Origin of the sequence: Cellulomonas sp. KRMCY2 (genome assembly GCF_000526515.1) — a bacterium.
GTDB lineage: Bacteria > Actinomycetota > Actinomycetes > Actinomycetales > Cellulomonadaceae > Actinotalea.
The window spans coordinates 2,474,416-2,487,100 of the sequence record NZ_JAGF01000001.1; the positions used below are offsets into that span (position 1 = coordinate 2,474,416).

General features: G+C 68.9%; 12 protein-coding genes. 1 reads left to right on the forward strand and 11 read right to left on the reverse strand.

Translation table 11 applies throughout. From position 1 onward, the window contains the following. Nucleotides 1-143 precede the first annotated feature (143 nt). The 8 genes from K415_RS0111890 to buk form a co-directional block, all read right to left on the reverse strand. Nucleotides 144-329: a hypothetical protein gene (locus K415_RS0111890; RefSeq protein WP_024287264.1), complete on the reverse strand. Its 186-nt coding sequence runs from the start codon at nucleotides 327-329 to the stop codon at nucleotides 144-146. Between the two features lie 93 nt (nucleotides 330-422). Further along, nucleotides 423-1,112 carry a 3-oxoacid CoA-transferase subunit B gene (locus tag K415_RS0111895; RefSeq protein ID WP_197024722.1) on the reverse strand — a complete coding sequence of 230 codons (690 nt, stop codon included), beginning with the start codon at nucleotides 1,110-1,112 and terminating at the stop codon, nucleotides 423-425. Beyond that, entirely contained in the window at nucleotides 1,109-1,789 is a 681-nt protein-coding gene (locus tag K415_RS0111900) for a CoA transferase subunit A (RefSeq protein WP_029663655.1), read from the reverse strand. The genes K415_RS0111895 and K415_RS0111900 overlap by 4 nt, the downstream gene beginning before the upstream one ends. 11 nt (nucleotides 1,790-1,800) lie before the next feature. Then, nucleotides 1,801-2,988 carry an acetyl-CoA C-acyltransferase gene (locus K415_RS0111905; RefSeq protein ID WP_024287267.1) on the reverse strand — a complete coding sequence of 396 codons (1,188 nt, stop codon included), beginning with the start codon at nucleotides 2,986-2,988 and terminating at the stop codon, nucleotides 1,801-1,803. Beyond that, nucleotides 2,988-3,956: a phosphate acyltransferase gene (locus K415_RS0111910; RefSeq protein ID WP_024287268.1), complete on the reverse strand. Its 969-nt coding sequence runs from the start codon at nucleotides 3,954-3,956 to the stop codon at nucleotides 2,988-2,990. The genes K415_RS0111905 and K415_RS0111910 overlap by 1 nt, the downstream gene beginning before the upstream one ends. Continuing rightward, the gene (locus tag K415_RS0111915) at nucleotides 3,953-4,951 is read right to left on the reverse strand and encodes a phosphotriesterase (RefSeq protein ID WP_051480550.1); all 999 of its coding nucleotides are present in this window, start codon (nucleotides 4,949-4,951) and stop codon (nucleotides 3,953-3,955) included. The genes K415_RS0111910 and K415_RS0111915 overlap by 4 nt, the downstream gene beginning before the upstream one ends. Then, nucleotides 4,948-5,778, reverse strand: coding sequence for a 3-keto-5-aminohexanoate cleavage protein (locus K415_RS0111920; protein WP_024287270.1), 831 nt, complete (start codon nucleotides 5,776-5,778; stop codon nucleotides 4,948-4,950). Before K415_RS0111920 ends, K415_RS0111915 begins: the two co-directional genes overlap by 4 nt. A 44-nt stretch (nucleotides 5,779-5,822) precedes the next feature. Then, nucleotides 5,823-6,947, reverse strand: a complete 1,125-nt coding sequence (buk, locus tag K415_RS0111925) for a butyrate kinase (protein WP_024287271.1) — start codon at nucleotides 6,945-6,947, stop codon at nucleotides 5,823-5,825. A 182-nt stretch (nucleotides 6,948-7,129) separates the two neighbouring features. On the opposite strand from buk, the gene K415_RS0111930 reads away from it, so the two are divergent. After that, complete coding sequence (locus K415_RS0111930; RefSeq protein WP_024287272.1) at nucleotides 7,130-8,035, forward strand: LysR family transcriptional regulator; 906 nt, start codon at nucleotides 7,130-7,132, stop codon at nucleotides 8,033-8,035. A 419-nt stretch (nucleotides 8,036-8,454) separates the two neighbouring features. On the opposite strand, the gene K415_RS0111935 is transcribed toward K415_RS0111930, so the two are convergent. From K415_RS0111935 to K415_RS0111945, 3 genes are all read right to left on the reverse strand, one after another. Continuing rightward, nucleotides 8,455-9,447 (reverse strand): enoyl-CoA hydratase/isomerase family protein, encoded by a 993-nt coding sequence (locus K415_RS0111935; protein WP_024287273.1) that lies wholly within the window; start codon nucleotides 9,445-9,447, stop codon nucleotides 8,455-8,457. A 246-nt stretch (nucleotides 9,448-9,693) separates the two neighbouring features. Then, nucleotides 9,694-11,055, reverse strand: coding sequence for an MFS transporter (locus K415_RS0111940; RefSeq protein WP_024287274.1), 1,362 nt, complete (start codon nucleotides 11,053-11,055; stop codon nucleotides 9,694-9,696). Nucleotides 11,056-11,174: 119 nt separating this feature from the next. Continuing rightward, nucleotides 11,175-12,680: an FAD-dependent oxidoreductase gene (locus tag K415_RS0111945; RefSeq protein WP_024287275.1), complete on the reverse strand. Its 1,506-nt coding sequence runs from the start codon at nucleotides 12,678-12,680 to the stop codon at nucleotides 11,175-11,177. Nucleotides 12,681-12,685 lie beyond the last annotated feature (5 nt).

Sequence of the window (12,685 nt, forward strand, 5' to 3'; positions counted from 1 at the left end):
GGGTGACGACGCCGTCTCCGCCGCGCACCCGTACGCAGCACCGCCGACGGTACGACCGGTCGTCGTCATAGGGAGTTGCCGGATTCGCATAGATGCCCCGCCGCCCGACCGCCCCCCGGCCCTCGCGGAGGGCGGGCGGACGCTCAGGGTCGAACGGCCCAGCGCACCGGCTCGGTGGTCGCCGCGAGCTCCGCGGTCGCCCCCGCGGAGTCCTCGAGGGAGACGACCCGCTCGAGCATGCCGTCGGTGTGCAGCAGGCCCCGCTCCATGAACCGGAACACGGCGCGGATCTCGTCGTCGGTGGAGGCCCCGACCACGGCGACGTTCATCCCGGCCCGGAACCCGGACCGCCGGATGCTGTGCCAGGCCGTGGCGTAGATGTCGTACCGAACGGCCTGCTCGTCGTTGACCTCCGTGGTCGGTCAGAGCATCGAGGGGAGCGGGGCGACGACCGCGAGGTCCGCCTCGGTGGCGGCGCGGACCTGGTCGACGGTGAACACCGGGTTGATCTCGGTCAGCACGAGCCCGCCGTCGGTGACCTCGATGACCCCCATCTCGGTGACGATGAGGTCGACGCACGCCACGGCGGTGAGCGGCAGCGTGCACCGGCGCAGGATCTTGGGGGCGCCCTTCTGCGTGTGCTCCATCGCGACGATCACCCGCTTGGCGCCGACCACCAGGTCCATCGCGCCGCCCATGCCGGGCACCATCTTCCCGGGGATGATCCAGTTGGCGAGGTTGCCCGCGGCGTCCACCTGGAGCGCGCCGAGCACGGTGGCTTCCATGTGGCCGCCACGGATCAGCCCGAACGAGGTCGCCGAGTCGATGAACGCGCCGCCGACCAGGCACGACGCCGGCCGCCCACCCGCATTGACCACATACGGCGAATCGCCCCCCGGCTCGCACCCGCCGGCCCGCACGATGCCGTTCTCCGACCCCAGGACGACCTGAACACCGGGTAGCAGGTAGTCCGGCACCTCGGTCGGAAGGCCTATCCCGAGGTTGACGAAGTCGCCGTCCTTGAGCTCGCGTGCGACCCTGCGTGCGATGGTCTCGCGGACCTGGGCCTTGTCCAGCACGCGCAGCCCTGTGGTGTCGGTCGTGGCGGTCATGCCAGCTCGCCTCCTTCGACGATGAGGTCGACCAGGACCCCGGGGGTGACCACGTCCTCGGGTGGGATGGCACCCACCTCGACCAGGTGGTCCGCCTCAGCGATCACCAGGTCGGCGGCGGTCGCCATCACGGGGTTGAAGTTCCGGGTGGTGCCCCGATACCAGACGTTGCCGAACAGGTCGATCCGGTAGCCCGTGATCAGGGCGACGTCGGCGTGCAGCGGCTTCTCCAGCAGGAACTGCCGGCCGTCGACCTCGACCACCTGCTTGCCCTCGGCGATCGGGGTGCCGAGGCCGGTCGGGGTCAGCACGCCGCCCAGCCCTGCGCCACCGGCGCGGATCCGCTCGGCCAGGGTGCCCTGAGGCACGAGCTCGACCTCGAGCTCGCCCGCGTTCATCTGCTCGGCCACCGCCGGGTTGAGCCCGACGTGCGAGGCGATCAGCCTGCGCAGCCGCCGCTGCTCGACCAGCTGGGCCACCCCGTAGCCCGGCCGCGAGGCGTCCGTGCAGATCAGGGTCAGGTCCTTGACGCCGGCCTCGAGCAGCCCGGCGACCAGTCGGTGCGGGTTGCCGCAGCCCATGAACCCGCCGGACATCACGGTCATCCCGTCGGTGACGTGGCTGATGGCCTCGGCAAGGCTGACCACCTTGATCCCGGTCCCGGTCAACGTGCTCATCTCGACCTCCCTCACGCCTCGAGCAGCAGGGCGTCGCCCTGGCCGGTCCCGCCGCACAGCGCCGCCGCAGCCCGGCCGCCGCCGCGGCGGTGCAGCTCGTGCGCGAGGTGCCCGACGAGTCGCGCGCCGGACTGGCCGATCGGGTGCCCCAGCGCGACCGCGCCGCCGTGCACGTTGACCTTCTCCAGCGGCACGCCGAGCTGGTGCACTGCGTGCACCGCGACCGCGGCGAACGCCTCGTTGATCTCCAGCAGGTCCAGGTCCGCCACGGTCCACCCCTGCGCGTCGAGCGCGGCGAGGATCGCGTTGCCCGGCTGCGGGGCCAGCGCCGGGGACGGCCCGGCCACCTGCGCGTGGGCGCGCAGAGTGGCGAGCACCGTCCAGCCCTCCGCCTCGGCCCTGGCCCGGAGGGTGAGCACCAGCGCAGCGCCGCCGTCGTTGATGGTCGAGGAGTTGCCCGCGGTGATCGACCCGTCCGGCCGGAAGGCCGGCTTCAGCGCGGCCAGGGTCTCCACGGTCGTCTCCGGCCGGATGCCCTCGTCGCGGTCCACCACGGTCTCGCCCTTGCGCTGCTTGACCACCACCGGCACCACCTCGGCGTCGAACGCGCCATCGGCCCAGGCCTTCGCGGCCAGCCGGTGGGAGCGCGCCGCGACCTCGTCCTGCTCGGCGCGACTCGCGGGGTAGTCGGCGGTGCGGGTGTCGGTGTCCAGGCCCATCGCCTCGTGCGACCAGGCGTCGGACAGCCCGTCGGTGGCCATCGAGTCGACCAGGGTGACGTTGCCGAACCCGTAGCCGAACCGAGAGCCCACCAGCAGGTGCGGGGAGTTCGTCATGGACTCCATGCCCCCGGCGACCACGACCTGCGCCTCGCCGAGCCGGATCATCCGGGCGGCGTCGATCACCGCGGTCAGCCCGGACAGGCACACCCTGTTCACGGTGGTGGCCGGCACGTCCCAGCCGAGGCCGGCGGCCACGGCCGCCTGCCGAGCGGTGCATTGACCCAGACCAGCCTGCAGCACGTGACCCATCACCACGTGCTGCACGGCCTCGGCGGGCACTCCGGACCGTGCGAGTGCCGCACGGATCGCAGTCGCTCCGAGCTCGACCGCGGGCACGGTCGCGAGCCCACCTCTGAGCCTGCCGTTCGGGGTGCGGGCGGCACCCACCACGACGACGTCGTGTGCTTGGGTGGTCATCAGTGCTCCTCGGTCTGGGAGGGGTCGGCTGCGCCGACCGGGACGGGGTTCGGTGCGGGCGCGGGCGCGCCGAGCAAGCTGCACAGCAGCAGGGAGTGGAGCTTCTCGGCTCTGCCAGCGCTGCGCGAGGTCAGTGCGACGGGCACCCGGGTGCCCACCAGGCAGCCGGCCAGGATGTTGTCCGGGTCGGCATTCCAGATCTTGCTCATCACGTTGCCGGTGATCATCTGCGGGACCAGCAGCATGTCGACGTCGCCCGCGTACGGGTTGTCGTAGCCCTTGATCGCCGCGGACTCGCGGCTGGTGGCCAGGTCGTAGGAGATCGGTCCGACCACCACGCAGTCGCCGAGCTCACCCCGCTCGGACATGGCAGCGAGCTCGGCTGCCTCGACGCACTCGGGCATCTTCGGGTTGACCACCTCGACCGACGCGAGCGCCGCGACCACCGGGCGGTCGATGCCGAGGTGCGCGAGCGCCTCGGTGCAGACCCGCACGATCTTGGCCTTGTCCTCCAGGGTCGGGTACGGCACCACTGCCGAGTCGCTCATCGCGAGCAGCTTGTGGTAGCCGCGGATCTGCATGAGGCCGAAGTGCGTGACGAACCCGCTGTCGTTCAGCCCGGTCTCCTTGTCGAGGATCGGGCGCAACAGCTCCCGAGTGTCGATCCCGCCCTTGAGGATGAAGTCGACGGCGCCGGCACGGACCAGGCGGACTGCGATCGCCGCAGGGCTCTCGTCGGGGGGGCAGTCCACGATCACCGCGCACCCACGGTCCAGCCGCATCCGGGACACCATCGCCTCGACCTCGTGCGCCGCCCCGATCAGGACCGGGCGCACGAAGCCGAGCTCAGCCGCCTCGAACACGGCCTCGAGGGCGTGCTCGTCGGCGGCACCGGCCACGGCGCACCGGGCCACCAGCCCGGAGCGCCGCGCCCGATCGATCAGCTCGGCGAAGCTCGCGTACCTCATGACCCGCTCTTCCACAGGTGCTTGACGTTGTCGCTGAGCAGGCCGTCGACGTCGTTCTGGGTCAGCCCACGCTCGAGCAGCCCCGGAATGATGTACTCCCCGATCCGATGGATCCCCCAGTTCTCGGTGCCTGGCAGCTCGTGGAACCCGCTGGAGTCGCGGCCCTTCCAGTGGTTGACCGAGTCGTGTGCCAGGAAGACCCGGTCGCCGAAGCCCCGGTCCATGAGGTTGACGACCATGTCCATCCGGTCGTCGTCCGTGACGTCGTTGAACATGTGCGTCCCGCCGATCCGGTCGAACGCCACACCCACCCCCTGGCGCAGCACCTCGAGCTGGTAGTCGATGTTGTGCGCGCGCTCGCACATGTGGCCGATGACCACCTTCGACGGCTCGGCGCCGGAGTCGATCAGCAGGCGCGCCTGCTGCGGACCCATGGTGCCGTGCGAGGTGTGCGTGAGGATCGGCACGCCGGTGAGCTGCTGCGCGGCGGCAGCCGCCTGGATCGTGGCCTTCTCGTAGTCGGTGATGCGACCCGGGCTGGTCGCGACCTTCATCACGCCGGTCCGGATGCCGGTGCCCTCGACGCCTTCGGTGAGCTCGGTCACGAAGAGCTCGGTCAGCTCCTTGACGATGTCGCCGAAGAGCCGACGGAACTTGAAGTACCCGGCCGCGCCCTCGTGCTCGTGGTAGTAGCCGGAGGTCGCCACCACGTGGATGCCGAAGCGCTCGGCGATCTCCTTGAGGAGGCGGACGTCGCGACCGCAGTCGTTGGGCGTCAGGTCGAACACGGTGGTCACGCCGTACGCCCGGACCTTCTCGACGACCTGACCCGCCTTCTCGATGAGCTCCTTCTCGTCGTAGTGCCACATCGTCCGGTCGGCCTCGTGGCCGGGGTAGCCGAAGAAGAAGTGCTCGTGCACGAGTGTGCGACCCAGGTCGTCCGGGTCGACTGCTCCTCGCACCGTCGTCACGACGCCCATCGCCGAGCCCGTCACTTCAGGGAGAGGATCTGGCGGGCCTCGTCCGGCGTGGCCGGCTCCTTGCCGAACTCGCGCACCACACGCACCGCCCGCTCGACCAGGGACACGTTGGTCGCCTTGACGCCCTTGGAGTACCAGACGTTGTCCTCCAGGCCGACCCGCACGTGGCCGCCCAGCGCGATCGTCGCGTACATCATCGGCATGTGCGCCCGGCCGATGCCGAACGCCGACCAGGTGCTCCCCTCGGGCACGTGCCGGACCAGGTAGGCGAGGTTCTCGACGGTCGCCGCCATACCGCCGCCCGCGCCGAGCACGAACTGGTAGTGCAGGGGCGCGACCAGCACGCCCTTCCTGAGGTAGTAGTCGGCGATGCCCATGAAGCCGGTGTCGAAGACCTCGAGCTCAGGCTTGATGCTCAGCTCCTGCATGAGCACGCCGAGCTTCTCCAGGAACTGCGGCGAGTTCGCGAAGATGCCGTCTGGCATCCAGTTGAAGGAGCCGACGTCGTAGGAGGCGATCTCCGGCCGGGTCAGGGGCAGGTGCGCCATCCGCTCCTCGTCCGACGCGCGGTGGTCCCCGGCGGTGGTGCAGTTGATGACGACGTCGCAGTCGGACTTCGCCCGCAGCAGGTCGACCGTCGCGACGAAGCGGCCGGAGTCCATCGTGCCGAGCTGCTGGTCGTCCCTCATGTGCAGGTGCACCGTCGATGCACCTGCCTGCCAGCAGCGGTAGGCGTCGGCGGCGATCTGCTCCGGAGTCACCGGGATGTTCTCGTTGAATGATGTCGGGGTGACCGCCCCGGTCAACGCCGCGGAGATGATGACCTTGTTCTCGAGACCCATCGGTCTGTCCTTTCGGTGGTGGTGTCGGTCGCCCGGCGCTGTGGTCAGGCCAGGAAGCTGGGGTGGGCGCGGATCTCCTCGATCGAGGAGTAGCCCGGGGGCAGTGACTCGTACGGGTACAGCGGCTCCTCGCCGCCCAGGACGCGCAGGCCACCCTCGGCGAGCGCTTCCATCTCCTGCTCGCCGGGCAGCACCGTGACCGGGGCGATGAAGGACACCAGGTCGCTCACCATCGCGGTGAACTGCGCGGAGTAGGCGATCCCGCCGGTGAGCAGGATCTGGTCGACGCTGCCGGCCCGGACCACGGCCAGCTCGCCGATCGCCTTCGCGACGCCGAGGGCCATCGCCCGGTAGACGAGCTCGGCCCGGGTGTCGCCGGCCACGATCATCGCCTCGACGTCACGCACGTCCTGCGTGCCGAACCACGCGGCCAGGCCGGCGCCGCCGGCCAGGTACATCCGCATCTGCTGGTGGTTGCGGCTGCCGTCGTAGCAGAGGTCGGCCAGGTAGCGGGTGGGGATCCGCCCGGCGCGCTGCGGTGACATAGGGCCTTCGTCGTCGTACACCCAGTCGACGACCCGCCCGCGCTCGTGCAGTCCCAGCGAGATGCCACCGCCCAGGTGGGCGATGACCAGGGTGAGCTCGTCGTACCGCTTGCCGACTGATGCGGCATAGGTGCGGCCGGCCTTTCGGGTGTTGAGCAGGTGCAGCACCGGCATGTTCACCACCTCGGGGATGCCGGTGATCTTGGCGACCGGGTCGACGCCGTCCACGCAGGTGGGGTCGTAGATGATCACGGGCACGTCGGTCCCCGCGACGAGCTCCACACCGATCAGGGCGGAGAGGGACGAGGCATGCTGCGCGGCCGGCGCGTACCTGAGCGTGGCGATCATCAGGTCGTTGACCTCGTAGGCGCCCGCCTCCGGGACGTGCCAGATGGTCCCGGCACGCGACACGACCATGGCCAGGTCGGCGACGGAGCAGCCATGCTCGGCCAGGAACCCCGTGACCTGCGCGGTGCGGTAGGCGAGCTGATCGAGCACCTTGGGCATCGTGGCGAGGTCGGCCAGCGGCACGTCCAGCGAGTCCTTGTGCACCATGGTCGCGTCCTCGAACCACGCGATCTTGGTCGACGTGGACCCGCAGTTGATCGCCAGGAGGCGCTTCATCGTTCACTCCTCGTGGTGACGCCGGCGGGCGGCGCGGTACGGTCAGCGCGACACGCGCCGGCGCCGGCGCCGGACTTGGGGGCGACCGCGGTCGGCCCACGCCGGACCTTTGTCGCGGCCCGCCCCGGCGGTCCAGCGCTACGGTCGGCGGTCGGACGGACCGAGCGGCAAGGAGGACACCGATGGACCTGCAGTCGTTGAAGTACTTCCAGTTCGTGGCGATGTACCGGAACTTCAGCAAGGCGGCCGAGCACTTCTACATCGGCCAGCCCGCGCTGAGCCGTCAGATTGCGGGCCTGGAGAAGGAGCTGGGCGTCCAGCTCTTCAACCGGGACACCCGCAACGTCGACCTCACCGAGGCCGGTCGGGTGCTCTACGCGCACGTCGACCTGCTGCTGCGGCACCACGAGCACGTGCTGTCCCTGCTGGACGCCGCGAAGCGGGGCTTCGAAGGCCACCTGAGCATCGCGGCGGTGCGCGACTTCAGCCCGCTGTTCACCGCCTTCGTGGAGCACTTCATGCAGGACTACCCGAACGTGCACACCCGGGTGGAGGACGTGCCGTTCGACGAGCTCTCCGAAAGCATCATCCACGGCGTCTACGACGCCGCGTTCACCCTCGACTACGCGGTGCCGAACAACGACAAGCTCGTGACCATGCCGATCGGTACGGACGAGTTCATCGCGTTGATGCACCGCGACCTCGCACCGCAGCTCGGGGACGCGGTCAGCCTGGCTGAGCTGCTCGAGCAGCCGCTCCTGATTCCGCATCATGTCGATCCGCCCTTTCTCAAGCAGCTGCGTCTGACGAGCAGACAGCGCGGCGGCAATGGCCCGGGGATCGAGTACGTCCCGAACACGAGCACCGCCGTTCTCCAGGCCGGCCTTGGCATGGGCATCTGTTTCGTGCCGAGGCGGATCCTCAGTGCATCCGCCGAGTCCGAGCTGATGAAGTCCTGCCGGCTGAGTGACGTCGACTCCCGTTTCTCCCTGCTGCTGGTGCGGCGGAAGGACAACGAGTCGACGACCCTGCAGAACTTCGTTGACCTGGTTCGTGACGAGCGGAGGGGGTATCGGGTGGCTCGGTGAGCCCTCCGGGACACCGTCATCCGCTCCGCCCGTCACGAAGACTCAGGTCTCAGTGCTTCTTCGGGGGCTCGGAGCCCTCAGGCCACCGGTGGTCGGCCGGATCCGTCCCCCGGCACGTTGCCGACCAGCAGGTGCTCCTCTGAACATCTCGGCGACCTCGTCGAACGACGGCCACTTCACGTACTCGGTGTTGGTCACCTTGGCTCCCTCAACTTCCGGACCAGGACAGGGACCTGCCGCCGCTGCGCCGGTTCGCTGACCTGTTGATCGTGCTGGGGGCCGCAGCGGTCGAGAAATGCCCATGACGCATCAGTCGCCCCCCTCCCGCGACGGACAGGAGCCCCGGCCGACGCGGTCGACAGGGGCTCCTGGGAGGGTCGCTGGGGACGCCTGGCGGGCTCGGAAGCCCGCGCGTCCGACTACTTGATCTCGTCCTCCTCCTGGCCCCCGTTCAGCCGCGGCCGGATGACCTTGCCCCTCTTCTCAGCCGCCCTGACCAGCTCGGCCTCCTCGTGCGCCCACTCCCAGTAGCCCACCTCGTGCGGCGAGTGCTCGGTGGCGGTGACGAACATCTCCGTGGCGAACGCGTTGCGGAGCTCGTTGGCGATGTCCTCCTTCCACGCCTTGCGCAGCTGCTGAACCGTCATCCGCCGGGTCACCCGGGTGCCGGCGTGCATGATCAGCTCGGCGATCTCGTGGGCGCGCGCGTAGGCCGCTTCGGTGTCGTCGCAGATCTCGTTGATCATGCCCAGCTGGAGCGCCTTGCGCGCGGTGATGATCTCGCCGGTCAGCTCGGCGTAGGCGTAGCGCTTGCGGCCCATCAGCTCGCGCCAGGCGATCTGGATGCCGTCGCCGGGGACCATGTTGACCCGGAAGTGCATCTCCGTCGTCCAGGCGTCCTCGGTGGCCAGCGTGATGTCTGAGAAGAGCACCAGGTCGGTGTGGAAGGCGGCGCCGTTCCACACGCCGATCGTCGGCACCTCGACGTCGAAGACCTGGCCCTCGACGTCGTTCGTGCCGTCGTAGTACTGGTACTCGTACATCTTCCAGGCCTCGTCCGGCGCCGAGGCGAACTCGGTCGAGGGCAGCCAGTTGCCGTCCTTGTCCAGGCGGCCGATGCCGCGCATGAAGTCCTTGCCGGTGCCGCCGAGGATGATCACCTCGTTCTCGGGGTCACGGCCGGCCCAGTCGAAGAAGTAGTGCAGGCCCTGGTGGGCAGGGGCACCCCACTGCAGGCTGTCGCCGTTCGTGTGCAGACGCGCCTCCAGGATGCCGTTCGTGCGCTTCATCGTGAAGCAGTGCTTGAGCTTCTCCGAGTACTCCTCGAACGGCATGTGCGGGATGGTGCCCAGCTCCTCGTGGGACATCGCCTTCCGCTTGTCGTGGTCCGACTCGTAGTTGCCGCGGATCATTTCTTCCACTCTCCTTTGATGGGACTGAGCATCGAGGTGGCGAGCGAGGCGACACGCTCGACCACCGCCAACTGGCATTCACGCAGTCCCGCGATGAGTGAGCCAATCGCGATGCCGCATAGGTCCGCGGGCGGGCGCGGCAGGGCAGGGTCGGCCCGCGGCGGGGGTGCGCGGATGACCGAGGCGAATGGGCGGGGCGTGCAGTCCGCGCGGCTGCACGCCCCGCCCCGCTTCTGGTCAGTCAGATCAGTGCAGAATCGAACTGACGCTGCTGGCGGCCTCCTGCATCAGCGAGGCCTTGTCAGCCTTGGCCTGCCGCAGGAACAGCGCCGGGACGACGCCCAGAGCGCACACGCCGACCATGATGAGGATCGACACGGTGTAGCGCCCCGTCGCGTGCAGCGCCGCAGCGCCCGCCGCAACACCGGCGGTGCCACCGAAGACGCCGATGCCCATCGCGTAGCCACCGAGCTTGCCGGTGATGCTGGCCGGGAAGGTCTTGGCGATGTAGCCCAGGGCGTTCGGGTTGACCCAGGCGAAGAAGAATGCAGCGACACACAGGAAGACGGCCATCAGGCCGGCGCTGGACGTCGCAGCAGGGAGCAGCAGGCCGAGGCCGAACACTGCGCCCATCGTGAAGCCGATCGTGAGAGCCGGGCGCACGCGACCACGGAAGAACCGCTCCGTGACGATGCCCCCCGCGAAAGCCCCGAGGAAGTTCGCGATCTGGGCGTAGCTGAGCAGCGTCGAGCCGTTGGCGAAGCCGACGCCGACCGGCGCGGCGAGCCTCAGGTAGGCGGGCGTCAGGTCGTTGAAGGCCTGGAACACCCACGACAGGATGACGATGCAAGCGATGGCTGCCCACACGGTCGGGGTAGCCAAGGCCTTGCGCAGGGCGTGCTTGGCCTCTGCGACTTGCTCGGCGGACTCGGCCACTGCCTCGACCGGCGCCTGCTTGGGGCCGAAGGCGACGACTGCGGTCATCGCGAGGGCGACGACGGCCACGGGCCACAGGCTGACCAGCGCGGACTCCCAGCCACCCTGGGACACGGCGAGCTTCGGCATGAACGCCAGGCCGAGACCGATGCCGGCGCTCATCGCCGCACCCTGGGTACCCGTGACGATCGAGCGCTCCTTGATCGGGAAGCGCGTGGCAGCAACCGCCGCGGCGGAGGCCATGATCGGGCCCGTGCCGATGCCCTGGATGGTACGGATGACCATCATCCCGTTGTAGGTGTCGCCGATGGTGCCGACGAGCAGCCACCCTGTGACGATGAGGGCGATGCCGATGACGTAGATCCAGACGAAGCCCAGCTTGTCGACGAAGTACCCGCCGAGCAGGGCCGCGACGGCGACCGCGAGGTTGAACCAGCCCATCGTCATCCAGGCGATCTGGCCGATGGAGAGCAGACCGTCAGGCAGCGGGACCTCGCCCTTGAGGACCTGGTCGATCATCGCCGGGTCGGCGAACTGGCTGCCGAAGATGTTCGGGATCAGTGGTGCCGGGGAGATCAGGGCTAGGGCCGTGGTGGCCGTGACGATGAACAACGTGGCGAGCACGACCCACCTGAATGGTGAGTACGTGATCTCCTTGATCGGTGTGGACATGGGTGCACATCCCCTTTGATGAGGTACTGCTTCGGGTAGGGAGGTTGGGGTGCTGCACCGTCGGGGCCGGAGGACCGTGGGCTCAATCCCAGAACGGCTGTCGTGCGAACTGCGGGGGGCTAGAAGCTGTCGATGTACCGGTTGGCGTGGTACCCGGCCATTCGGCCGGAGTTGATGGCGAAGCCCATGGTGTTGCCGGGCAGGTAGAAGCAGTACGAGTCGCCGAAGATGCCGCAGGCGTCGGTGCCTGAGGCGTACAGGCCGTCGATCGGCAGACCCGCCGTGTCGAGCACCTGGAGGTCGTCGTTGACCGCGACGCCGCCGAGGCTGCCGTAGCCGGCCGGGAAGTGCCGTGCCACGTAGTACTTCGCGCCGGTCAGCGGCCGCAGGTACTTGTACGGCTTGAAGAACTGGTCATCGGTCGTGGCGCAGAGCTGGTTGTACTCCTCGACGGTGGCCTTCAGGGCTCCGGCGTCGATGCCGGTCAGCTCGGCGACCTCGTCGAGCGTGTCGCACACCCAGAAGTTCTTGGTGTGCCTCTGCTCATCGTTGTGCAGGTCGGACAGGCCTGAGGCCTCGACCCCCGCGCCGGACACGTACGCGTCGACCTCCTTGTCCCACTTGTCCACCGTCTTGACGTTGTGGTGGAAGGTGACGTAGTCCAGGCCCTTGGCCCGGTAGTCGTCGATCACCGAGTCGGACACGATCGTGAACGCCACGCGCTCGCGCTGCCGGGCGATCGCGTTGCCGGTGTAGACGGTGTTGTTCATGATCTCTTCGTCGATGAACCGCTTGCCGTCGAGGTTGACCATGAGGTTCGGCTGACGCATGGTCTCGGAGATCGTCTTGAGGACGTCGGTCACGCCGGGCGTGGTGTAGGTGAGCTCCATGGTGGGCTTGGTGCGCCCGGCGCCGACCTCCCAGAGCATCGACAGACCCTCGCCGTCCACGCCCGGGACCCGGAACGAGTGCAGGTCCTTGCCCCACTCGAAGCCCAGGTGGTCGTTGATCATCTTCGGACTGTTGCCGAACCCGCCGGTGGCCACGATCACCGCGTTGCACGCGGCGGTCAGGGCCACGCCGTCCTCGCCGACCAGCTCGACCGCCGCGACCGCACCGACCTCGAGCACGATCTTGGTGGCCTTGGTCCGGTACATGATCCGTACGCCGAGGTCCTCGGCCTGCTCGGTGAGCGCCTTGTACAGGCTGGACGCCGCGCGCTCGGCCGGCTTGTCCGACCCGGCGGTCTTGACCACGTGCCAGGTCTGCTTGGAGGTCTCGAAGTACTTGTAGGCGCCGAGGAACTCCACGCCCATCTTCTCCAGCCAGGTGATGGTGTCCGCCGACTGCGCGAAGTACTTGCGCACCAGCCGGGCGTCGACCTGCCAGTGGGTGTACTCCATCAGGAAGCGGAACGCGTCCTCCACGGACAGGTCGACCATCTGGGCCTTCTGCTGCTTGGACTCCACCGCGAAGAAGCCCATGCCCATGTTTGCCGCACCGCCGGTGGTGCTGCCCTTCTCCAGCACGATGACGCTGGCGCCCTTCTCGGCCGCGGCGACAGCCGCCGTGATGCCCGAGGCGCCACCGCCGATGACGATGACGTCCGCTTCCAGGTCGCTCATGAAAA